Annotated in this window: 21 protein-coding genes; 18 read left to right on the top strand and 3 right to left on the bottom strand. The window is 42.4% G+C overall.

Going from position 1 to position 24,174, the window contains the following annotated elements; translation table 11 throughout:
• Nucleotides 1-86: 86 nt before the first annotated feature.
• Genes livH through livF form a run of 4 tightly spaced genes read left to right on the top strand, consistent with a single transcriptional unit; the run spans nt 87 to nt 3,758 of the window.
• Complete coding sequence (gene livH, locus EL244_RS14985) at nt 87-1,013, top strand: high-affinity branched-chain amino acid ABC transporter permease LivH (RefSeq protein WP_039854771.1); 927 nt, start codon at nt 87-89, stop codon at nt 1,011-1,013.
• A complete protein-coding gene (locus tag EL244_RS14980; RefSeq protein ID WP_006814288.1) occupies nt 1,010-2,281 on the top strand; it encodes a high-affinity branched-chain amino acid ABC transporter permease LivM in 1,272 nt (423 codons plus the stop codon). Before livH ends, EL244_RS14980 begins: the two co-directional genes overlap by 4 nt.
• Nucleotides 2,278-3,057 carry a high-affinity branched-chain amino acid ABC transporter ATP-binding protein LivG gene (livG, locus tag EL244_RS14975; RefSeq protein WP_006814287.1) on the top strand — a complete coding sequence of 260 codons (780 nt, stop codon included), beginning with the start codon at nt 2,278-2,280 and terminating at the stop codon, nt 3,055-3,057. Before EL244_RS14980 ends, livG begins: the two co-directional genes overlap by 4 nt.
• Complete coding sequence (gene livF, locus EL244_RS14970) at nt 3,057-3,758, top strand: high-affinity branched-chain amino acid ABC transporter ATP-binding protein LivF (RefSeq protein ID WP_006814286.1); 702 nt, start codon at nt 3,057-3,059, stop codon at nt 3,756-3,758. Before livG ends, livF begins: the two co-directional genes overlap by 1 nt.
• Before the next feature lie 71 nt (nt 3,759-3,829).
• Here livF and EL244_RS14965 read toward each other — a convergent pair whose 3' ends face one another.
• Nucleotides 3,830-4,639 carry a hypothetical protein gene (locus tag EL244_RS14965; RefSeq protein ID WP_126461919.1) on the bottom strand — a complete coding sequence of 270 codons (810 nt, stop codon included), beginning with the start codon at nt 4,637-4,639 and terminating at the stop codon, nt 3,830-3,832.
• A 595-nt stretch (nt 4,640-5,234) separates the two neighbouring features.
• Between EL244_RS14965 and hutU the strand changes: the two genes are divergently transcribed.
• The 7 genes from hutU to EL244_RS14930 all read left to right on the top strand — a co-directional run bounded on the left by hutU (nt 5,235) and on the right by EL244_RS14930 (nt 14,566).
• Nucleotides 5,235-6,902, top strand: a complete 1,668-nt coding sequence (hutU, locus tag EL244_RS14960) for a urocanate hydratase (RefSeq protein WP_126461916.1) — start codon at nt 5,235-5,237, stop codon at nt 6,900-6,902.
• A 57-nt stretch (nt 6,903-6,959) separates the two neighbouring features.
• Nucleotides 6,960-8,144 carry a CaiB/BaiF CoA transferase family protein gene (locus tag EL244_RS14955; RefSeq protein WP_126461913.1) on the top strand — a complete coding sequence of 395 codons (1,185 nt, stop codon included), beginning with the start codon at nt 6,960-6,962 and terminating at the stop codon, nt 8,142-8,144.
• Nucleotides 8,141-9,277 carry an acyl-CoA dehydrogenase family protein gene (locus EL244_RS14950; RefSeq protein ID WP_006814281.1) on the top strand — a complete coding sequence of 379 codons (1,137 nt, stop codon included), beginning with the start codon at nt 8,141-8,143 and terminating at the stop codon, nt 9,275-9,277. Before EL244_RS14955 ends, EL244_RS14950 begins: the two co-directional genes overlap by 4 nt.
• Before the next feature lie 273 nt (nt 9,278-9,550).
• A complete protein-coding gene (locus EL244_RS14945; RefSeq protein WP_006814280.1) occupies nt 9,551-10,990 on the top strand; it encodes a purine-cytosine permease family protein in 1,440 nt (479 codons plus the stop codon).
• A 159-nt stretch (nt 10,991-11,149) separates the two neighbouring features.
• Nucleotides 11,150-11,905: an electron transfer flavoprotein subunit beta/FixA family protein gene (locus EL244_RS14940; protein WP_126461910.1), complete on the top strand. Its 756-nt coding sequence runs from the start codon at nt 11,150-11,152 to the stop codon at nt 11,903-11,905.
• 15 nt (nt 11,906-11,920) lie between these two features.
• Nucleotides 11,921-12,871 carry an electron transfer flavoprotein subunit alpha/FixB family protein gene (locus tag EL244_RS14935; protein ID WP_126461907.1) on the top strand — a complete coding sequence of 317 codons (951 nt, stop codon included), beginning with the start codon at nt 11,921-11,923 and terminating at the stop codon, nt 12,869-12,871.
• A 12-nt stretch (nt 12,872-12,883) separates the two neighbouring features.
• Nucleotides 12,884-14,566 (top strand): electron transfer flavoprotein-ubiquinone oxidoreductase, encoded by a 1,683-nt coding sequence (locus EL244_RS14930; RefSeq protein WP_126462870.1) that lies wholly within the window; start codon nt 12,884-12,886, stop codon nt 14,564-14,566.
• A gap of 149 nt (nt 14,567-14,715) precedes the next feature.
• On the opposite strand, the gene EL244_RS14925 is transcribed toward EL244_RS14930, so the two are convergent.
• Nucleotides 14,716-15,429: a UTRA domain-containing protein gene (locus EL244_RS14925; RefSeq protein WP_126461905.1), complete on the bottom strand. Its 714-nt coding sequence runs from the start codon at nt 15,427-15,429 to the stop codon at nt 14,716-14,718.
• Nucleotides 15,430-15,713: 284 nt separating this feature from the next.
• Here EL244_RS14925 and EL244_RS14920 point away from each other — a divergent pair, with 284 nt between their 5' ends.
• Nucleotides 15,714-16,964 (top strand): hypothetical protein, encoded by a 1,251-nt coding sequence (locus tag EL244_RS14920; RefSeq protein WP_126461902.1) that lies wholly within the window; start codon nt 15,714-15,716, stop codon nt 16,962-16,964.
• Nucleotides 16,964-18,094, top strand: a complete 1,131-nt coding sequence (locus EL244_RS14915; protein WP_126461899.1) for a hypothetical protein — start codon at nt 16,964-16,966, stop codon at nt 18,092-18,094. Before EL244_RS14920 ends, EL244_RS14915 begins: the two co-directional genes overlap by 1 nt.
• A 52-nt stretch (nt 18,095-18,146) precedes the next feature.
• On the opposite strand, the gene EL244_RS14910 is transcribed toward EL244_RS14915, so the two are convergent.
• Nucleotides 18,147-19,439, bottom strand: coding sequence for an MFS transporter (locus tag EL244_RS14910; protein WP_006814273.1), 1,293 nt, complete (start codon nt 19,437-19,439; stop codon nt 18,147-18,149).
• Nucleotides 19,440-19,683: 244 nt separating this feature from the next.
• On the opposite strand from EL244_RS14910, the gene EL244_RS14905 reads away from it, so the two are divergent.
• The 5 genes from EL244_RS14905 (at nt 19,684) to EL244_RS14885 (ending at nt 24,052) form a co-directional block, all read left to right on the top strand.
• Nucleotides 19,684-20,040, top strand: a complete 357-nt coding sequence (locus tag EL244_RS14905; RefSeq protein ID WP_006814272.1) for a YcgJ family protein — start codon at nt 19,684-19,686, stop codon at nt 20,038-20,040.
• A gap of 382 nt (nt 20,041-20,422) precedes the next feature.
• A complete protein-coding gene (locus EL244_RS14900; protein ID WP_126461896.1) occupies nt 20,423-21,097 on the top strand; it encodes a CsgG/HfaB family protein in 675 nt (224 codons plus the stop codon).
• A gap of 6 nt (nt 21,098-21,103) precedes the next feature.
• Entirely contained in the window at nt 21,104-21,460 is a 357-nt protein-coding gene (locus EL244_RS14895) for a DUF4810 domain-containing protein (protein WP_006814270.1), read from the top strand.
• Nucleotides 21,457-22,113 carry a DUF799 domain-containing protein gene (locus tag EL244_RS14890; RefSeq protein WP_006814269.1) on the top strand — a complete coding sequence of 219 codons (657 nt, stop codon included), beginning with the start codon at nt 21,457-21,459 and terminating at the stop codon, nt 22,111-22,113. Before EL244_RS14895 ends, EL244_RS14890 begins: the two co-directional genes overlap by 4 nt.
• Before the next feature lie 535 nt (nt 22,114-22,648).
• A complete protein-coding gene (locus EL244_RS14885; RefSeq protein ID WP_006814268.1) occupies nt 22,649-24,052 on the top strand; it encodes a tryptophanase in 1,404 nt (467 codons plus the stop codon).
• The last annotated feature ends 122 nt before the right edge of the window (nt 24,053-24,174 follow it).

Below are 24,174 nucleotides of genomic sequence, written 5' to 3'. Positions count from 1 at the left end.
GTCGTCAAGCGATGAGCTGGGAGCCTAATAACGGGCTTCCGGCTTCTGCTCTCCATAGAGGGACAGTAGTTCGAAAGGATAATCTTATGTCAGACCAAATTCTGTATTTTATTCAGCAATTCCTCAACGGCTTAACATTAGGGAGCACCTACGCCCTGATAGCTATTGGCTATACCATGGTGTATGGCATCATCGGGATGATCAACTTTGCTCACGGCGAAGTTTACATGATTGGCAGTTACGTCTCTTTTATTGCGATTGCTGGCTTAATGATGCTGGGGATCGATGTGGGTTGGATCTTAATTGCGGCCGCGTTTATTGCGGCAATTGTGGTATCTAGCTCATATGGTTGGAGTATTGAGCGTGTTGCATATCGACCTGTTCGCCATTCTAAGCGTTTGATTGCGCTGATCTCTGCGATCGGGATGTCGATATTCTTGCAGAACTACGTCAGCCTATCCCAAGGTTCTCGTGATCTGGCTTTACCCAGTTTGATCACTGGGCAGTGGGTACTAGGTGAAAGTGACGGTTTTGAAGCCACAATATCTAAAATGCAGCTAGTTATCTGGATCGTAACATTTCTATCCATGTTGGCCTTAACGCTGTTTATCCGCTATTCCCGAATGGGTCGTGCTTGCCGTGCTTGTGCTGAAGATTTAAAAATGGCGAGTTTACTCGGGATCAATACAGATCGTGTTATTTCATTGACCTTTGTTATTGGTGCGGTAATGGCTGCGGTTGCGGGTGTTTTACTGGGGCAATTTTACGGTGTTATCAACCCTTACATTGGGTTTATGGCAGGAATGAAAGCTTTCACAGCGGCAGTGCTAGGCGGAATTGGCAGTATTCCGGGCGCAATGTTGGGCGGTTTGATCCTTGGTGTCTCTGAAGCCATGACGTCTGCTTATTTAAGTACAGAATATAAAGATGTTGTCTCATTCGGGCTATTGATTGGCGTTCTGTTAATCATGCCGACCGGTATTCTGGGCCGCCCGGAGGTCGAAAAAGTATGAGAAAAGAAAACTGGATCAGCGCCATTATTGCCTCTGTCACTTTTTTCATCTTAGCGGTATTTATGATGGGGCTGAAGTTAAGCCTTGATGGTACCAAACTAGTGGTTGAATCAGGAGACTCAGTTCGTTGGAATTGGATCTTTGCCGGTATTGGGATCATTTTTGTGTATCAATTGATCCGTCCCGCTCTGAGTAAAGTCTGGCAAGGCGTACCTAAGCAGTCTTGGGCTTTACCTGATTTTGATGGGGGTTCAGTTAGACAAAAAATTATCGGTATACTCATTATCGTTGCGGCGATCATTTGGCCATTTATAGTCTCTCGGGGCAGTGTGGATATTGCGACGCTGACTTTAATCTACGTGATGCTTGGTTTGGGGCTGAACGTGGTTGTTGGGTTATCAGGTTTACTGGTTTTGGGTTATGCAGGCTTTTATGCCATCGGCGCGTATACCTTTGGTTTGCTAAACCACTATTATGATTTTGGTTTTTGGGAAAGCTTACCCATTGCAGGGATCACGGCGGCATTAGCTGGATTCTTACTCGGTTTTCCTGTTTTGAGGCTAAGAGGTGACTATCTGGCGATAGTGACCCTCGGCTTTGGGGAAATCGTGCGTATTCTATTACTGAATAACACGGAAATCACAGGTGGTCCTAATGGGATCAGCCAGTTACCTAAACCAACATTTTTTGGATTAGAATTTAGCCGCACAGCCAAAGATGGCTGGGATACGTTCCATAATTTTTTCGGCTTAGATTATAACCCTGGTGACCGGATTATTTTCCTCTACTTTGTGGCGTTATTACTCGTCGTACTCACTTTTATCGTGATCAATCGATTATTACGTATGCCTCTAGGGCGTGCGTGGGAAGCGCTACGCGAAGATGAAATCGCGTGCCGCTCTCTTGGTTTAAGTCCAACTCGAATTAAACTAACCGCCTTTACTATCAGTGCGGCATTTGCTGGGTTCGCAGGGGCATTATTTGCTGCACGGCAAGGATTTATTAGCCCAGAATCATTTACGTTTGCGGAATCCGCATTCGTGTTAGCGATTGTGGTGCTTGGAGGGATGGGTTCACAAACATCGGTGATATTAGCGGCGATTATTCTCGTCGTATCGCGGGAAATGATGCGAGATCTGAATGAGTACAGCATGTTATTGCTAGGTGCTCTAATGGTATTGATGATGATCTGGCGGCCACAAGGCTTATTACCGATGCAACGTCGCCATATGAAACTGAAAAATGCGCAAGGAGGCGGAGCATCATGACAAATTTAGCGACGCCTTTGTTGCAAGTCACAGGCCTAACTATGCGGTTCGGTGGTTTGTTGGCGGTAAACAATGTTGAATTAACCTTAAACCAAGGGGAAATAGTCTCCTTGATTGGCCCTAACGGTGCGGGTAAGACGACGATATTCAACTGCTTAACGGGATTTTATAAACCGACTAGCGGCACGATTATGTATCGTGACAAACATTTAGAAGGCTTATCAGGTCAAGGTATTGCTCGTCTTGGCGTCATCCGTACTTTTCAGCATGTTCGCTTATTTAAAGAGATGACGGTGATTGAAAATCTATTAGTCGCTCAGCATCAACATTTGAAAAATGGGATTTTTTCCGGGTTATTGAAAACTCCAGCTTTTCGTCGTGCCGAGGCGGAAGCGGTAGATAATGCGGTTAAATGGCTTGAACGTGTCAATCTATTAGAATTTGCTAACCGCCAAGCAGGAAATCTAGCCTATGGGCAGCAGCGCCGACTCGAAATTGCGCGCTGCATGGTCACACGACCGGAAATTCTGATGTTAGATGAGCCGGCGGCAGGATTGAATCCAAAAGAAACCAATGATTTGGATGAGCTGATTGCGGAGTTACGTACACATCATAATGTATCAATCCTCTTGATTGAACATGACATGAAGTTGGTGATGGGTATCTCTGATCGTATTTATGTAGTGAACCAAGGTACGCCATTGGCCAATGGTTCACCGAGTGAAATACGTCAGCATCCTGATGTTATCAAAGCGTATTTGGGGGAGGCTTACTAATGCTAGAATTTAAACAAGTTTCCACCCATTATGGAAAAATTCAGGCTTTGCATAATGTCAGTTTGAACATTCAGAAGGGTGAAATCGTTACTCTGATAGGCGCTAACGGCGCAGGAAAAACGACATTACTCAGTACATTATGCGGTGAGCCTCGGGCATCTTCAGGGCAAGTGTTATATCGCGGTATGGATATTACTCCGTTGCCTACGCCACAAATCATGCGCAAAGATATTGCTATCGTACCTGAAGGTCGGCGAGTTTTCTCTCGGATGACGGTAGAAGAAAACTTGGCGATGGGGGGATTCTTTGCAAATCGCCAACAATATCATGAGCGTATTGAACGTGTTTATACGCTATTTCCACGGTTACATGAACGTCGTCATCAGCGTTCTGGCACGATGTCTGGCGGTGAGCAGCAAATGCTTGCCATTGGACGTGCGCTGATGAGCCAACCTGAATTACTCTTATTGGATGAACCCTCTCTGGGTTTAGCGCCGATAATTATTATGCAAATTTTCGATACTATTTTGCAGCTAAGGGAAGAGGGAATGACGATTTTCCTGGTGGAGCAAAACGCTAACCAAGCGCTGAAATTAGCCGATCGAGGCTATGTATTAGAAAATGGGCATATTGTTCTGGAAGATAGCGGTAAAGCATTACTCGCCAATGAAGCAGTACGTAGCGCTTATTTGGGTGGATAACTAAACATATTTTTAATCTAAGCATCCCATAATTATTATTCATAATTATGGGATGCTTTATTTCATGGGTATTAATTATATTTTTGGGTGATTTTAAACGTAAGAAGATCTTTCTGATTTGGGTCTAAGGATAGCTGATCATGTTGATTAGTGATTAAGTGGGTTTTTCTTTCAGTGAATAAAATAGTCTTATCTAAAATAATTTCTGGTTGAATTTGTTTTAAATAATATTCATTGCTAGAGGTTATAATATATTTTTTATCTTCTGTTTTCTCAATGTTTACTTTTAATTTATCATTCTCTTTTGATTGAGGAATAATAAAGTCAAAATTTTTATTTTTCAGAGTGAGTAAAATATAAGGCTCGGCGAGATGACCTTGATGAGCAATTTGGCACAATTTTTCAGCATGGGGAAGAGTGACAAATTCAGCGAAAAATTGCAGTCTATCTTCTTGAGAAAACTCGTTGCTAAACTCTGGCATATCATTACCTAAAAATGTCATGCTATAGTTCATTCTATTGAAATCTTTAATAAATTGTGCTGGAAGTTTACCCGTGTAACCGTGGTTATTTGTATCAATTTTCTGATCTGCTGCATTCGGAATATAGCTATCTAACGACTCATTCCAACAGTAAGTTATCTGTTCACTGGCAGATATCATGTGGGCATTTTCAGGGATGGAGAAAGTCTGTTTTAAGAATGTATTCGCGCTATTTTGCGTTACAGATTGTGCTGTATTATTTTTAAATAGTTGGCAAAATTTATTAAAAAACGAATCATTAGTTTGATTTATTTTTTTTATCTCTACATTTTTAACATTATTTTCTAGATGGTGAGTGACATGGAGTTGGCTGGTTGTTACTTGATTTATTTTAGACATAATTGACTCATAGTTTATTAGTTAATCATATATTGCTTTTATTTTAAACGAGTCAACATGCTAAATATTGCAAAAAAGAATGATAATCAATGTTCTTATATGCATTGTGTATAGTGTTATTATCAATTATATCAAAGTAAAACTTTACGGCTATTAATCTGCAATGGTACGCATTGCTGCACTCCATCAAACTTAGATTACCCATACTTAATGTGAAGCTTCTCTCATTTTTGCTATTTGTTTGTTTCTTCGTCGAAATTCAAATGTATATACAAGTTTTTGTGTAGAAACAGCTATCTAGTTATTGTTGTCTAACTTTTCTTCTTATCCCATCTTCACTGTTGGTACAAAAATTCAAATTTAAATGTATATACTTTGTGAAGCAAATGTATATATATTTACTCATCGAACAAGTAGATTTAACAGGAAAATCATCATGCGGCAGGTTAATTTAAATTTAACTTAATGATAAATATATCAAATTTAAAAGTTTACTTAGCAATGAATTAGCCGCAAGCAGCACACTTAACGATGACCTTACTGAATTTATTGTTAATTTTAAGTTAAACCAAATGGATGGATAGGGGACTGAATAATGTTAAACCGTACAGATTCAACGCGTGTGATCCGAGCGGCTCACGGTAGCCAAAAAACCTGTAAAAGCTGGCTAACAGAAGCGGTGTACCGCATGCTCCAAAATAACTTGGATCCTGATGTTGCTGAGCATCCACAAAGTCTCGTTGTGTACGGTGGCATTGGTCGCGCAGCTCGTGACTGGGAATGCTACGACAAAATTTTGGAAGTATTAAAAAACCTCGAAGATGACCAAACTTTGCTGGTTCAATCGGGCAAGCCAGTGGGTGTTTTCCCAACTCACGCAGATGCGCCGCGAGTTTTAATTGCTAACTCGAATATCGTTCCACATTGGGCTAACTGGGATCATTTTAATGAATTAGATCGCAAAGGTTTGATGATGTACGGACAAATGACCGCAGGATCATGGATCTACATCGGTTCTCAAGGCATTGTTCAGGGCACTTATGAAACATTTATTTCTCTAGCAAAACAACACTTTAATGGTAACCCGTCGGGTCGTTGGATCTTAACGGGAGGCTTGGGAGGAATGGGCGGTGCACAGCCTCTGGCAGCAACCATGGCTGGTTTTAGCATGATTGCGGTTGAGTGTGATGAAAGCCGCATCGACTTCCGTTTAAGAACCCGTTATGTAGACAAAAAAGCCACCTCATTAGATGAAGCGCTGGGCTATATCGAAGAAGCGAAAGCTAGCGGTAAGCCAGTTTCCGTGGGCTTGTTAGGCAATGCTGCGGATGTGTATAGCGAGATGGTGAAGCGCAATATTACACCTGATTCAGTCACTGACCAAACCAGTGCTCATGACCCTATTCATGGCTATTTACCGCAAGGATGGACATTAGCTCAATGGCGTGAAAAGCAACAAAGCGCCCCTGCTGAAGTGACTAAAGCCGCGAAGAAAAGCATGGCAGTGCAGGTAGATGCCATGCTGCAAATGCAAAAACGCGGCTCAGCGGCATTTGACTACGGCAATAATATTCGCCAAATGGCAAAAGATGAAGGCGTAACGAACGCATTTGATTTCCCAGGCTTTGTTCCTGCTTACATTCGCCCTCTGTTCTGTGAAGGTATTGGACCATTCCGCTGGGTAGCTCTTTCTGGCGACCCTGAAGACATCTATAAAACTGACCAAAAAGTGAAGGAGCTGATCCCTGATGATAAGCATCTGCACAATTGGTTAGATATGGCGCGTGAGCGCATTGCATTCCAAGGTTTACCTGCGCGTATTTGCTGGGTCGGTCTTAAAGACAGAGAAAGACTCGGTCGTGCCTTTAACCAAATGGTCAAAAATGGCGAGCTAAAAGGCCCTGTTGTCATCGGTCGTGACCATTTAGATTCAGGCTCAGTAGCGAGTCCACACCGTGAAACGGAAGCGATGAAAGATGGGTCTGATGCTGTATCTGATTGGCCATTACTGAATGCGCTGTTGAATACTGCTGGCGGCGCAACATGGGTCAGCTTACACCACGGCGGTGGGGTAGGAATGGGCTTCTCGCAACATGCGGGTGTGGTGATTGTATGTGATGGGACGGATGCCGCAGATAAACGTTTGGCTCGTGTTCTGCACAATGACCCTGCGACGGGGGTTATGCGCCATGCGGATGCGGGTTATGACATTGCCATTAACTGTGCGAAACAGCAAGGGCTCAACTTGCCGATGGTGAAGTAATCTCGAATGCCGACTCGATGGGGTCGGCAACGTTTAGCCTTAAATAAGGAATTCAGTATGAATGCTGCATCCACTCAAAAAAGACAAGGGCCACTGGCGGGGATCAAAGTCATTGATTTAAGCCGTGTTCTAGCGGGACCGTATTGCACCGGCATGATGGCGGATCTTGGTGCGGAAGTGATCAAGATTGAAGTGCCTGATCATGGTGATGATAGCCGTCATTTGGGACCGTTTATTGATGGGAAAAGTGTCTATTACGGTTTGATCAACCGAGGAAAACGCAGCATTGAACTGGATCTGAAATCAGATAGCGACCGCGAGATCCTCTTTCAATTGATCAAAGAGAGCGATGTGGTGGTCGAAAATTTTCGCCCCGGTGTAACTCAACGTCTTGGGATCGACTTTGACAGTCTGAAACAGCATAACCCACAGATTATTTATGCCAGTATTTCGGGTTTTGGACAAAATAGCCCTTTAGCTAGCTATCCCGCATATGACATTGTCGCGCAAGCCATGTCAGGGTTAATGAGTGTGACCGGATTCCCTGAAACGGGCCCAACTCGCAGCGGCGAGTCTATCGGTGATGTATGCGCTGGCGTATTTGCTGCATGGGCGATTAGCAGTGCGTTATTTGCCAGAGAGCGCCATGGTGAAAGTGCTCAATATATCGATGTGGCGATGGTGGATGTGTTGCTCAGCATGCAACTGACGGGACTCTCTAACTTATTTGCCAACAATAAAGCACCGAGCTTAGTGGGAAATCGCCATCCGGTATCCACTCCGTTTGATACTTACCAAGCGAAAGATGGCTTGGTGGTCATTGCGATTGCCAGTGAAAAATTATTCCAGCGTCTTTGCGAATGCATGGAAAAACCGACGTTATCCCAAGACCATCGTTATCGGGATGATCCAACCCGTACTATCAACCAAGCAGCTTTACGCCAAGAAATTGAATGTTGGACAGAGCAAAAAAGTGTCGAGGAAGTGTGTGACTTACTGCTTAACGCTGGGGTTCCTGCTTCGCCCATCCACAATTTACAGCAAGCGACCCAAAGCGAGCATGCGCAAGTCCGCCAAGTACTTACTCATCTCCATGATGGCGGTACTCCATTGATTTCTCAGCCTGTTTTCTTTAATGGGACAAAACCCCATGTGACCCAAAGAGCGCCACAGCTTGGGGAAGGAAATGCGGAATATAAACCGACAACAATAACGACGAAAAGCGCGGAGACTATCCAATGAGTTTTAATATTAACGAAACAGAACACGCCATTGTTGATGCGGTAGAAAAAGTATGTCGCGACATCTTACAACCGAATGCTCAACGTTATGATGAAGAAGAAACTTTCTGTGCAGAAAGCTTAACTGCACTGGGTGAAATAGGCTGTTGGGGAATTAACTTACCAGAACAATACGGTGGGTTTGGTATCGGCAGTATCGCCATGAGTATGATTGTTGAAGCGGTTGCCGCGGCATGTGCCTCGACATCATCATCATTAACCGCTCATTTTTTAGCGACCGATTCTATCCTAATTGGTGGAACGGAAGAGCAAAAGAATTATTGGCTACCGAAAGCCGCCAGTGGGGAATTGTTAGGGGCATTCGGCTTAACGGAACCCGCAGCAGGCTCTAACCCTGCTGATATGCGAACTGTTGCGACTCGTGAAAATGGTGGCTGGCGTATTCGGGGGAATAAACACTATATTACTAATGCCAAAGAAGCGGATTTTATTGTGTTATACGCCAAAACGGATGTTGAGGCTGGAGCTCGTGGGATCAGTGCATTTATGATCCCAAAAGGCACTGAAGGCGTGGCATTCTCCCATCCAGAAAAAACCATGGGGCTTCGTGGCAGTACCATTTATGAGTTAGCGCTGAATTGTTGGTTACCTGAATCTGCACTATTGGGGGAGGAAAATAAAGGTTTTCATACCGCAATGGAAGTCTTGGATAAAGGACGTGTCGAAGTTGCAGCGACCTCACTAGGCATTGCTCGTGCAGCGATGGAAAGTGCATTAGGCTGGGTCAAAGAGCGTCAAATTGGTAAAAAACCACTGGCGGCTTACCAAGGTACACAGTGGAAACTTGCCGATATGCATACTCAGCTGGAAGCGGCACGTTTACTGACATGGAATGCGGCAGAGTTACGAGATTCTGGTGAGCGTTTTAGCTTGCAATCCGCCACCGCAAAATTGTTTGCTGCTGAGTGTGCCGGTTTTGTCACCGATGCGGCATTACAGTTGCACGGCGGTTATGGCTATATTCGTGATTTACCCCTCGAGCGCTATGTTAGAGATGCCCGCATTTTACGTATTTTTGAAGGCACCTCCGAGATTCAAAAAATCATTATTTCTCGCGCAGTATTAGATGCGTAAAGATTTGCATGCGTTAGACCCAGTAGATAGGACAGGTATCTGCTGGGAGTTTCAAAATCATCAATAGGACGCAGTCCCTGACAACAGGATCATGGAATAAAAACACAACAACAATCAGGTTTTAAGAATGTATTTCAATTATTAATGACGGATAGATATAAAAATAAATTATCCGCGTAGCGCCGAATGGCTGTCTCTTGCAACACAGTGTATTCATTCGTGACGACTAATTGTCTCATTCTTTAGGCCAGCCTTGCTTAAAGAGGAATTACCATGACAGTTTCCAACGATATTATTGAGCAAAAAAAGCCTCGACAAGATAACGTTCCCCTTATCGAAGCTCGTTCCATCGACTATATTCCCGAATCAGAACGCCATGGCACGTTATCCAGCCAATTTACATTATGGTTTGGTGCTAACTTACAAATCACGGCAATTGTCACCGGAGCGCTGGCCGTAGTACTGGGTGGTGATGTGTTTTGGTCACTGATTGGCTTATTTATCGGCCAATTATTAGGTGGTGCAGTCATGGCACTGCATGCGGTTCAAGGGCCTAAACTGGGTCTACCACAAATGATCTCCAGCCGTGTTCAGTTCGGGGTTTATGGCGCTGTAATTCCTATTTTATTGGTTTGCTTAATGTATGTGGGTTTCTCTGCCAGCGGTACCGTATTAGCTGGTCAAGCGGTGGGGCAACTCTTGCATGTAAGTGACTGGGTGGGGATTATTATTTTTGGTTTAGTGATTATTGGGATCACTATCTGTGGTTATCGAATTATCCATATACTGGGTAAAGCGGCGAGTGTTATTGGCGTTATTGCCTTTTTCTACCTGTTTTTCCGTCTATTTTATATGAATGATGTTTCTGTACTATTGGAAAATCGTCATTTCAATTGGACTAATTTTCTGTTTGCGATGTCATTATCAGCTTCTTGGCAGATTGCATTTGGACCTTATGTTGCTGACTATTCTCGTTATTTACCAACCAAAACCCCAACCATCAAAGCCTTTTTAGCCGTGGGTTCCGGGACTGTGATTGGTACTCAAGCATCGATGATCCTTGGCGTTTTTGCCGCTGCATTGGCGGGAAATCAGTTTGCTGGACATGAAGTCTCTTATATCGTTGGGTTGGGCAGTACAGGGCTGATTGCGGCTCTGCTGTATATCAGTATTTTCTTCGGCAAAGTGACCATTACTGCACTGAACGCATATGGCAGCTTTATGTCGATGGCTGCGATTTGGTGCGGTTTCAAAGGGAAGCATCAGATTACCCGCGGTCAACGACTGTTTTTCATCATCTTAATGGTTAGCTTCTCGACTCTACTCGGGTTAGCAGGGCAACATTCATTCCTGAAACTATTCTCGGCTTTCTTACTGTTCTTACTGGCGTTTTTCACACCGTGGAGTGCTATTAATTTAGTGGATTATTACTGGGTGACAAAAGGGCGCTATGACGTTCCTCAGTTGTCGAATCCAAATGGACGTTATGGTCGTTGGAATAAAGTCGGCATCATCACCTACGTTATCGGCGTTCTGATTCAAATGCCATTTATTGCGACGGGATTCTATACCGGGCCTCTCGTTGAAAGCCTCGGTGGCGTGGATATTTCATGGATTATTGGGTTAGTTGCCACTGGAATTATTTACTATGCCGCTGTGAAGATTTGGCCTATGTCAGTGGCAGACCGCCTGATATTGCCAGAAGCCAAATAGGGTGTATTGACCTACCTAGAATCTGACTTACTGATAAATAAAACGATAAATCGAGTGTTGTCCTTAGTAGTGAATCATTCACTGCTATGGGCTTCCTCAACCTGAAAAACAGGTCGAACATCCAACAAATAGCAACAAAGTACGTGATTAGGAGTGGTTATGAAAATTTTAGTCGCTGTGAAACGTGTTATTGACCATAACGTAAAAATTCGTGTCAAAGCAGACGGTTCAGGGGTTGAGCTCGCCAACGTCAAAATGGCGATCAATCCGTTTGATGAAATTGCAGTAGAAGAAGCGGTACGCCTTAAAGAAGCCGGAAAGGCGACGGAAGTGATTGCGGTTTCTATTGGCGATGCCACCGCTCAAGAGACATTACGCAGTGCCATGGCAATAGGGGCTGACCGTGCCATTTTGGTTCAAAGACCGACAGAAATGGTGCTGGAGCCCCTCGATATTGCTCGCCTATTACAGAAAATAGTCACCAAAGAACAACCCGATTTAATTTTATTAGGCAAGCAAGCGATTGATGATGACTGCAACCAAACGGGACAAATGTTATCGGCATTATTGGGATGTGCTCAAGCCACATTTGCTTCACAAATCGTGATTGAAGGTGAGCGCGTGCAAGTGACCCGTGAAATTGATGGAGGGCTAGAAACCTTATCCATGGGATTTCCGGCGATAGTGACGACAGATTTACGTTTAAACGAACCTCGCTATGCAACGCTCCCTAATATTATGAAGGCCAAGAAAAAACCATTGGAAATTATTGATGTCGCCACGTTGGATTTCTCGCCATTAGGGCAAGTCAAAATTCTAAGTGTAGCGGAGCCGAAAAAACGAACAGGACAATGTACCTTGTTTAATGATGTATCGGCATTAGTGACTGAATTGCAAGCAAAAGAAGTGATTTAACGAGGGAGCCTAACCATGAGCCAATTATCCGTTTTAGTGGTTGTTGAGCATGATAACCAAACAATAAAATCAGCAACCTATAACTGTATGACCGCTGCCCGTGAACTTGTATCCCAAGGAGGAAGTTTACATGTGTTAGTCGCTGGGAGAGATATTAGCCAAGTCGCTGAGTCAGCGGCCACTCTCGGTGGTGTTGATAAGGTCATTGCCATTGATGAAAGTGAATTAAAAAATCAGCTCGCTGAACCGATGACTAACGCCATCGTAGCGGTTGCTAAATCCTATAGCCACTTAGTGTTTCCTGCGACGACTTTTGGCAAAAATATTGCGCCGCGGGTTGCAGCAACGCTCGGTATTTCTCAAATTTCAGATATTACCCAAATTATTGATGCTCAGACTTTTGTACGCCCTATTTATGCAGGGAATGCTCTAGCAACGGTACAAAATAATGGCAACCAAGTGGTGATAACAGTACGTAACTCCGCATTTTCTGGAAGCCAAGTACAGCAAGCAGCAGCAGCGGTTGAACATATCGCTGTGGAGCCCATTGAGCCACTTTCTGAATTAACCAGCCAATCACTGACCCAAGTGAGTCGAGCTGAGCTCAGCTCTGCCAAGGTGGTGATTTCGGGGGGACGAGGATTAAGTTCTGGTGAGAATTTCGCGCTGCTTGAAACTATCGCTGACAAATTGGGGGCTGCGGTGGGGGCATCTCGTGCAGCGGTTGATGCGGGCTATGTTCCAAATGATTACCAAGTTGGGCAAACGGGTAAGATCGTAGCACCCGATCTGTATATCGCGGTGGGGATCTCCGGTGCGATCCAACATATTGCGGGAATGAAAGAAAGCAAAGTGATCGTCGCAATTAACAGTGATCCTGAAGCGCCAATTTTCCAAGTTGCTGACTATGGCATTGTGGGGGATTTATTCCAGATTTTGCCTGAATTCGACAAAGCATTGGCATAAGAGAGGGACATGATGACTATCGACAATAGTGTAAATATCAATGAGGCTCCAGAGCGAGAATCGATGGAATTTGATGTCCTGATTGTCGGTGGTGGACCTGCGGGATTATCTGCGGCAATACGTCTAAAACAGTTAGCCAGCCAGAATGGGCGAGATCTTTCGGTCTGCTTAATTGATAAAGGTGCAGAAATTGGGGCGCACATTCTTTCGGGAGCGGTAATTGATCCCCGTGGGCTTGATGAATTATTTGCGAATTGGCAACAAAAAATATCTGTTCCACTGACCCCTGTCAGTGAGGATCGTTTTTTATGGCTGAAAGAAAATAAAGCGAATAAATTGCCTTTATCGCTGCTACCTGCATGTTTAAAAAATCATGGCAATTTGATTGGTAGTCTTGGACAAATTAGTGCGGCATTAGCAGCAGAAGCGGAGCAGCTTGGCGTTGATATTTTTCCCGGTTTTGCCGCGACCGAAATCGTGTTTGATGAAAATGGACACGTTATTGGTGTCACTACAGGGGACATGGGATTAGATAAACAAGGTCACCCAACCGCGATGTATCAGGCAGGAATGAATCTGATGGCAAAAATGACCTTCTTTGCAGAAGGTTGTCGCGGTCAGTTAGGTAAACAGCTTATTGAGCGATTTGATTTAGCCGCAAATAGCGGTAAACAAACCTATGGATTGGGGCTGAAAGAGATTTGGCAAATTCCTAAAGCACAGCATCAAGCGGGGCTCGTGATCCACTCGGTGGGCTGGCCGCTGGATAACCAAACTTATGGCGGCGGGTTTGCTTATCACTATGGGGAAGATTTAGTTGCTGTTGGGTTAGTGGTTGGTCTGAATTATGAAAATCCCTATCTGTCGCCATTTGAAGAGTTTCAGCGCTTGAAAACCCATCCTGCATTTAGTGCCTTTTTAGCGGGAGGCGAGCGGGTCAGTTACGGGGCAAGAACTATGGTCGCAGGAGGGCTACCCGCCTTACCTGAACTGAGTTTTCCGGGTGGTGCATTAATCGGGGATGATGCTGGATTTCTCAATGCGGCACGGATTAAGGGCAGCCATTGTGCAGTGAAAAGCGGCATGGTAGCTGCTGAAGCCTTATTTGAATCTTGGGTCGATGAACAGATTGACCATCAAGAATTTAAACGCCAATACCAGTCTCAATTTGAAAATAGCTGGCTGTATCAGGAACTTTATCAGACGCGTAATTTTAAGCCATACATGAAAAAAGGGCTGGTGGTAGGTTCCATGTTATTTGGAGCTGAGCAACTTCTGTTTAAAGGGCGAGTTCCGTGGACATTAAAGTTGAAAACCGAGGATCACCAAGGGTTAAGAGAAGCCAAATATTTCCAACCGATGAGTTATCCAAAACCTGATGGCAAATTAAGTTTTGATAAACCCTCGTCGGTATTTTTATCTAATACGAACCATGCAGAAGAGCAGCCTTGCCATTTACGCTTAAGTGACCCTGATGTAGCAATTCAGGTGAATCTTACTGAATATGCGGCACCAGAAACCCGATATTGTCCGGCGGGTGTTTATGAAATTGTGAATGATAAACAGCAAGAAAAACTGCAAATAAATGCGCAAAACTGCCTGCATTGTAAAGCCTGTGATATCAAAGATCCTCGGCAAAATATTACGTGGACAGCGCCGCAAGGTGGAGAAGGCCCTATTTATCAAGGTATGTAAGTGATTTGTTGTGATGTTGATGTGTTGATACCGACCATATTTCTTGTTGAATGCTGTTGAGAATATTCAACAATATTTACAGGAATTATCGAAGGTATATTAATGAGTTATCAGTCGTTTTGGGGCAAGTTTGCCCCTTTTTTTATCGCTTAATTATCAATACGAGAATGTAGTTTTAATTTATAGCGTGAACCCGCACTGATCATATTAACGTAGCTAATTAAGGTATTTTCTGTCCAAGTACGGCGGCTTAGCTGTAAACAGGGAGCATTCTCTTTGATGGACAACGCATTGGCAATCGCTTTACTTGCCAAGATAGCCTCGATGGTATGCTCCATTTCACTGACAGGAAAATGACGTTGTAAATAGCCACTGGGCGTTTCGTTATCCCCATAGTGCTGCTGAGTAAATTCAGGGACAATGGCATGGTTAACATAGCGTTCTTCAAGCATCAGAGGGATATCATTTTCGAAATGCAGCATTTTACAATAGCCAATTTCACTTCCTTCCGTCACCCCGAGTTGTAGGGCGATTTCTGAGGAGGCGGGGATCACTTTTAGCTGTAATTGGTGTCCACTGTATTTGTTGCCGCTTGTCGATATTTCATCAAAAATATCAAATGCTTTTGTGACAGGTAGTTCATGTTTTTGGGTCGCAACAAAAGTGCCTTTCCCTGCAATGCGATTCAAAATTCCTTTCTGGCTTAATTCAGAGATTGCTTTATTCACTGTCATGCGGCTCACATTAAATTGTGCGCATAACTCAAGTTCCGTGGGGATCTGAGTTTCAGGTTTAAAAATCCCTAAATCAATACTGCGTAAAATGTAAGATTGAATTTGCTTGTATGCAGGTTGTGATGTCATCGCTTTTATTCAAAGTTGTCGTTAACGGTAAGGATAAAATAATGCATTTATTTGAGATTTATTGCATTCAAAATAGCCAATAGGCGCAAGTCTAGCAGCAATTATTTCCTTTACCAGAGTCTAGATGTCTTTTCAGAGCAAAATAGACTTTATCAGGTAAGGATAGTTTCATTACTGAACCTGTAATTATCTGAATTTGTCTATTATAAGGAAAGTTCCTCTAGGGCTGCATACCTTTATTTATTATCATAATATTAAATTAACTATAACAAATAGGCATCTTAATGGGTGTTCAATATTTTCACGTTAAGCTTGTTCAGTGCGATTACCAAAATGTAACTCCCGTGGGCATGGTGAGGTTAATTGCCTCGGATAAAGTGTTCTTTTTCAATACTGAAGATTTTGAAAACAGCCAAATATTTTTGGAACGATTGAATAAAGACGACACTTTGATTATTTCTGCTGAACAGCTGAATGATGGGAGCTATTGGCTGAAATGGGTTTACCATCCCGAGCATGGCCGTTTGGAACCCGATAGAAACCTTAAATTCGACAAAGGGTTAGTAAAACAGTACCTGCTATCATTTGGGCTTGTTGCCCTCTTTATCCCTGCGTTCTTTTGCGTGTTTAATGACGAAGAGAGTACATGGTTAATTGTTTTAGGGTCATTATTAGCAATGGCGGCTTTTGTGGGAGGCGTTCTGCTGTTTATGTGTATTTCACAAACTTTCACTATTTTTAGCCGAAAACGAAAAACCATCTTACGTGCATTAGATTTAGTGATAGCGGGCAAGTTTCAGGTAAATTCTGGTGAAAATCTGATTCAGATTGAGGGAATTAAAAACCCGCATTCCAAACCGCTCAAAATAGATCATCGAAAGCAAAAGCCTATCCCTGAAACCTCGTTGCAGGTGACAAAAGGCAAAGTGAATCTTAAGAGTATCAAGACGATTGAATATTATTATCGAGGGGGCACATACACCCGCAATGAAATAGAGCTTCAAGTGAATAAAAGCCATTTGAATCTCAAGTTAGATGCCTCAAAGCCTTTCTTTAATAACCACAGTTTTTTTCTCGCTCAAGGGGATGAGGTAGAGGTCTATCACTCCAAAGTTGAAAATGGGTTTCCCGATAGCGTCGTATTTGGCATGTATAACCACCAAGATGATTTAGCTTATACGCTGTCTGCTCGAGGTATGGCGCAAGAGCGCGGGCTGTATCTAGCGTTATGGGGGATCACCGGCATTATTTTGGCACTATTTTTGGCAATGTTTGGCGCGATGGCGATTAGCGATGTTGTCGATCGAGGAAGCCACTGGGATTATTGGGATTGGCTGTACTTGCTCGATAATGACCTAATATTTATTGGTTTTGCCAGCTCGATAACCCTTGGTATCAGTTTTTTAATTGCCCTTGGTATGGCGGCTTATTATCGGTTTTCGAAACGGGGTAATGGCTATTACCAAACCCAAGCTATCTTGAGCTTATTACGATGCCAGCAAGGTAAAGATGCTTATGTCATGGAGGTACGTTAATGAATCCATTTCTAAGTTGGCGTTTTCTGGTGACAGGTGCCGTTTTCTTGGTGTGTTTAGGCTCAACATCGATGCTGGTATTTGGTGGGAATGATACGTCATGGCAGTGGAAAGATAATAGCCAAGAGAACAATGCTTATATTGCAGATTATGATTACGCCAAAACTTACCCTGCAAAAGGCGGCACGCTGATTATTGCGCAGAAAAATGGCCGCTCATCCTACTATTACAATCGATCCGATTTGTTTTCGCCTGCACAGAAAGATAGTTATCAGGTGTTATTTGCCAATAAAGATGGTGTGCATTTTATCACGCAATTTAGCGACAGTTTTTATAACGCGGTGTGTGAAGACTCCCAGTGCCTTTTAATGGTGCGCGATGGGCATCGGACGGTGAATTTAGCGGACAATTCGATCACTGTGCTAACGCCATGGAAAGACGGGTATGGTGAATACATTTATGCGGCAATTACCGGGAAAATGTACCAAAGTGGTCAGGGGGAGCCTTATGTCCTGATCGACAACCAAAAAATCTTCACCAGCGCGGATAAAGGGCTTACGTGGCAATATTTGATGGATCCTCGCGAACTCGTGAGGCGCTTTTATCCCGAAGAAATCGCGGATAATTCAACATTTTCTTATGCGGTCCATGATGGCAATGTAATTGTGTGGTACAGCTACGGTAATGAAATGGGGTCTCTTGAAGTGGTGGTGAACATCGCTCAGAAAAACGTGGTGAGCCATAGATGGTTGCCTATTCGTATTAATGAGGCGGTTCAGAATCAGAAAGGGGATATTTATCTGGCGGCTCAAGAGCCTTCTCGCCGATTATTTTCCCTTTATCAGTATCAAGACGGGAATTTTCAGCTGGTCAAGGAAGCGGGTTATAACCATCTGCAAGATATGGTTATCTGGGACGATGGCTTGCTAGTGATGGAATCAGCGAGAAGTGGACAGAAATATTTGATATTAGATTTTGCCAGCAATCAATTGCACCGGCGTTCAGAGTTAGAGTGGTATCAAAAATTATACATTCCTGAATTACATGGGTTCATTGAATTACCAAGCAATTACAGTGATTCTCCAGAGTTGACCGCAGGCGAGAAGTTGCATTACCGTCTCGCGTATTAATTTCAAAAGCAAATAAGGGCGATAAGCCCCTATTTGCTAACTAGCCAGCTATCTATGGGCGAGTACGAGGCAGTAAAAAGACGGCGATAGCCGCAATCACGGCGACAATGGAGAATGCGATAAAATTCCAGCTAGTTGCAATGCCTAGGCTGGCAATATAAGCACCAAACATGGGGCCCGACATCGCGCCAATGCGTGAGAAACTCAGTGCCCATCCGGTTGCTGAAGCGCGAGCCTTGGATGGATAGTAGTTGGCAATATAGCCCGTTAGGATTAATGCCGCTGAAATACTCCCGACACCAGCGAAAGCGACGAGGACATAGTTCACATAGATATTTTGTTTGAATACCATACAGCCAATTCCGATTGCCCCAAGTAAAAAGAAAAAGGCAACAGAACCGCGAACACCATATTTATCTGCAATTTTTCCTAAGAATAACCCGCCTAACGCAGACGCTAAACTGAACACAATTAAGAATGTCAGGCTAGAACCGAGGTTATATCCCTCTTTTCTCATAATCGATGGCAGCCAGGTATTTAAACCATAAACCAGTAACATCCCACAGAATAGAGCAATCCAGAAACACGTCGTGGCTCGTAAATGGTTCCATGCAAATACCACAGAGACAATCTGTTTTAGACTTTGTGGTTGATGCTTCTGCTGCTCAGGAGGTGCTTGATAATCCATGTCCAATTTTTGCGCGAGCTGTTTTGCTTCGGTATGAAGCCCTTTATGAGAGAGATATTCGAGGGATTCTGGTAGAAGTCGAGCCATCGGCCAGATCAGTAATAAAGGTAAAGCACCAAAGCCGATGACACTGCGCCAACCAAAGTGCTCAAGTAGCCACATGGCAACCGCGGCAGCACTTAAAATACCTAAAGAATACCCCGAGTACATGATGCCATAGTTGAATGACCGTTTTTCCGCGGGGGAGTATTCGATGGTGAGCGCTGCGGCTACGGGGATAACGCCACCAAGCCCAATACCACCGATAAAACGCATTAAACCAAAGAACCACGGTGTCGGTGCAAGAGCGGCAGCTAACATGGTTATTGAGAATAATGTCACACAGGCTAACAGCATACGACGACGACCATATAGTTCGCTCAGCGTGCCAATAATAAATGCGCCAAAAAACATACCAACCAGTGCATAACTGCTTAGTGCGCCTAGTTCTAACGGACTGAGATCCCATTGTTTGTATTCTGCGAGGGTTGGCAGTACTGCGCCCATGACGCCTACGTCATAGCCTTCGAATAAGATACTCATCCAACAAATAAACAGTACCTTTGAAGTCGTTTTCGTTGAGCCGAATGAGGTTATTGCGGCTGTCTCTATTGTCATATTTCACTCTCTTATTTGGAGTATTATTGCAGGTGTTTTTTATTGTTTAAATTGCCACCCACTACACTTATCTTTTCTACGGGAAAGCACAATCCGTTATGTTAATGAAAGGTTAAAATTGTGCAGGATTTGGATATTGTTTGCAGTAAAGATGAGATGGCTAGAAATTCATGGAATTAAAATCGGTTTTTATAGTCAAATCTGACGTTATCATTACGGTTATTACTTAGCTTGAAGGTGCCATATGAATTTAAACGTTATCTCAGTATTTGGACTCGCGATTGCACTATCTCCCATGCTGGCCAATGCTAAAACAGCGCCAGTATTAACATCGCCAGAAAAAAATGTGTTATGCGATAAGTTTGTTTGTGTCAGCGGAAAAGAGGGCGTTTCTGTTGAGTTAACGCAGAAATATTTAGGTAGCAAGCAAGCCAAGGCGATTCAAAATGCGGGGGATTTTGATAAAACCGCCGTGACGTTTGCGAATGGTATTTTTTGCGATGTGAATGAGCAAAAGTGCCATGTGGATCGCTATTTTGAAGCGGATGGAAAAAGAAGTGCAATATCTGACAAATATACTAAAAAGTTATTTGGAAAATAAACATTAAGCATATTCAAATTGAGATAGAAACCACATAGAGACTATTGAATTATGTGGTTTCTATTGAGTAAATCGTTAGAGTGGTTAAATTTCACTCTTATCTAATTCAATTGAGATTATTCTCAAATATTCTTTAACGTAATGAACGAATAGCGTTACTTTTTTGTTATATTAAAAATAGACTAATCCTAAATAAATGAAATTAGATTAAATTATTTCATTGTGTTTAATTTATTCATAAATAAAGTATAAATATAAATATCTTAAACACATTCAAATTATCTCAGTGAGAGTGCTATTTGAACTGGAGTAATTTCTGCTATTGATGCAAAATAAAAAAGTAATAAATAATATAAATATGAAATCTAATTGAGAGTGCTAAATGAATATATCCAAAATAAGTATTGCTTCTATTTTTGTTGCAAGTGCATTAATAAGTGGTTGTGCTAGTGAGTCATCACGCTCGTTAGCGGTAGAGAAAGTCGCTACCTATAATACGAATTACTCTGGTCCTAAAAACCCAATATCAATAGGAAAATTTGATAATCGTTCTAGTTATATGAATGGTATTTTTTCTGATGGCGTTGATCGTTTAGGTAATCAGTCAAAAACTATTCTGACAACACATTTGCAACAAACTGGGCGATTCAATGTATTAGACCGTACTAATATGCAGGAATTAAAAGAAGAAGCCGGAATTAAAGGTCAGACCCAACAATTAAAAGGGGCGACTTATGTTATTACTGGAGATGTCACTGAGTTTGGACGCAAAGAAGTCGGCGACCGCCAACTCTTTGGTATTTTAGGCCGCGGTAAATCACAAATAGCCTATGCCAAAGTAAATTTAAATGTTGTTAATGTTCAAACATCGGAAGTTGTATTCTCTGCTCAAGGTGCAGGGGAATATGAACTCTCTAACAGAGAGGTGATTGGCTTCGGTGGTACTGCAAGTTATGACTCTACTTTGAATGGTAAAGTTTTAGACTTAGCGATTAGGGAAGCGGTAAATAACTTAGTATCAGGCATTGAAAGTGGTACTTGGCAGCCTGCAAAATAAGGGAATATGATGAAAACTAAATTATTGCTCATTATCGCAAGTGCTATTTTATTAAATGGCTGTGCTAATGAACCAAAGCCGATATATAACTGGGATGGCTATCAAACAACGGTATATCAATATTACCAGCAAACTGAAACTAGCCCGCAAGAACAAATTGAAGTACTGAAAAAAAATATTGAGACAAGTAAAGCCAAAGGGCTCGCAGTCGCCCCAGGTTTACATGCGCATTTAGGATTACTGTATTCAACAACAGGTGCGATTGATTCAGCGATGGCTGAATTCAAAACAGAAAAAGCGTTGTATCCAGAATCTGCCGCTTACATGGATTTTCTAATGAAAAATAAAGGGAAAATAAAATGAAACGCTTAATGATTATGAGTAGTTTAATTATGGCGTGGCTGCTGGCTGGGTGTGCGCAACCAACTAAAGTAGATTACAGTGCATTTAAGCAAAGTAAGCCTAAAAGTATTTTGGTTTTATTGCCTCAAAATAGTACGCCTGAAGTACAAGCTAGCCATGGGTTATTAGCCCAAACAACCCTGCCATTAGCGGAAGCGGGTTATTATGTTTTCCCTGTTGCTGTTGTTGAAGAAACTTTCAAACAAAATGGGATGACAAACGCGGGTGATATTCAGGCTGTTCCTCCTGCAAAATTACGTGAAATTTTTGGTAATGATGCCATTTTGTATTTGAGCATTACTGAATATGGAACTAGCTATCAGGTCATTGCAAGTGATACCCGAGTCACGGCGAGTGCCAAATTAGTTGATGCGCGCACAGGCGCTTTACTCTGGAGTGGGTCGGCGACGGCATCAAGTACAGAAGGTAACTCATCATCTAATGGTATTGTCGGTATCTTAGTCTCTGCCGTTGTTAACCAAATCGCAGATACAATGACTGATAAGAGTTATGGCATTGCGGGCATTACGAGTGTGAGATTGTTATCTGCTGGTAAGCCGAATGGCATTCTGTATGGGCCAAGATCACCAAAATATGGCAAAGATGCCGAATAATTGTTAATCATTATTTTAATAAGTAAAGCCATTGTATCTGGCTTTACTTATATTTATTCCAACCTAAGTTAAATAGTCTTTTAGTTTTAGATGATTAAAGATTTTATTACGTAGAATTATTTCAATATAAAAACACTAATAATTAACTATTGTATAATAGCTAATAAACTTAATTAATATATAAATACTGTGATGCTAATCATAATGCGTAGGCGGATTTGATTCATTCTGTGATAGAGATACAAATAATAGACAATTACGATTAATTTTATCTAAAAATTGTTATATACCATACTCATGGTTGTACTAATTCCTTGCTGATAGGAGTAATAGTATGTTCTTGTTAAGTGAGTCCCTCAAATCTAGGCATTTCTTCTATATGAAGAAATGGTTCAATGTTGACATTTCTTTAGCCTTTTTCTTTCCAAATAAATAACCTTTCTTTTTTCTCTCTCAAAAGACTTATTCGCTTATTTTTATAAGTTCGAATTGCTATTTTATTTTTATTATTTGATGAAAAATTAAAGGTATTATCATGGCTAAAAGAATCGTAGAACCGTTCCGCATTAAAATGGTAGAAAACATCCGTATTCCATCAAGAGAAGAACGTGAAGCTGCATTGAAAGAAGCAGGTTATAACCCATTCCTATTACCAAGTAGCGCGGTCTATATTGACTTACTGACTGACTCCGGTACTAACGCAATGAGTGACCGCCAATGGGCAGCAATGATCACGGGTGATGAGGCTTATGCTGGTTCTCGCAACTATTATGATTTGAAAGATAAAGTCAAAGAGATGTTTGACTATGATTATGTGATCCCAGCTCACCAAGGCCGTGGTGCAGAAAATATGTTGTTCCCTGTTTTACTCAAAGTAAAACAAGAGCAAGGTGGTGGGAAAAAGCCAGTATTTATTTCTAACTTCCACTTTGATACTACCGCTGCTCATGTTGAATTAAATGGTTGTAAAGCAATTAACATCGTTACCGAAAAAGCCTATGACTCAGAAACTTATGATGATTGGAAAGGTAACTTTGATATCCAAAAATTAAAAGATAATATTGCAAAACATGGTGCTGAAAACGTGGTTGCTATCGTTTCCACAGTAACGTGTAACAGTGCTGGTGGTCAGCCAGTCGCAATGGATAATTTGAAAGAAGTGTATGAAATTGCAAAACAACATAATATTTTTGTTGTTATGGACTCTGCTCGTTTCTGTGAAAACGCCTATTTCATTAAAGAGCGTGACCCTAAATATAAAAACGCGACGATCAAAGAAGTTATTCTGGATATGTACAAATATGCTGACGCATTAACCATGTCAGCGAAAAAAGACCCACTATTAAATATTGGTGGTCTGGTTGCGATTAGAAATGATGAAAAAATCTTTACCTTAGCAAGACAGCGTTGCGTACCAATGGAAGGCTTCGTAACTTATGGCGGTTTAGCCGGTCGTGATATGGCGGCAATGGTGCAAGGTTTAGAAGAAGGTGCTGGGGAAGATTATCTGCATTATCGTATCGGTCAAGTGAAGTATTTGGGCGATCGTTTACGTGAAGGCGGCATTCCGATTCAATATCCTACCGGTGGGCATGCGGTATTCGTTGACTGTAAAAAATTGGTACCGCAGATCCCTGGTGATCAATTCCCAGCTCAAGCAGTGATAAATGCATTGTATTTAGAGTCAGGGGTTCGTGCTGTTGAAATCGGTTCATTCTTATTAGGTCGTGACCCTGAAACAGGTAAACAAAAACATGCGGATATGGAGTTCATGCGTTTAACCATCGCAAGACGTGTTTATACCAACGACCATATGGATTATATTGCAGATGCTCTGATTGGCTTAAAAGATAAATTTGCCACACTGAAAGGCTTAGATTTCGAATATGAGCCACCAGTATTGAGACACTTTACTGCAAGATTAAAACCTATCAAATAATAAGTCGCTCTGTGGGTTCCCGTGCAATGCGGGAACCTTATCCCTTATTTCGTAAGGTGAACAACAACATGAACAATTCGACAGCCAAGAAAGAACCCTCCATTATGGTAGGGGGTTTTGTG

The sequence above is a fragment of the Providencia rustigianii genome (assembly GCF_900637755.1).
Taxonomy (GTDB): domain Bacteria; phylum Pseudomonadota; class Gammaproteobacteria; order Enterobacterales; family Enterobacteriaceae; genus Providencia; species Providencia rustigianii.
The sequence above is the reverse complement of the archived record's forward strand: the minus strand, read 5'-3'. Positions and strand labels throughout refer to the sequence as shown.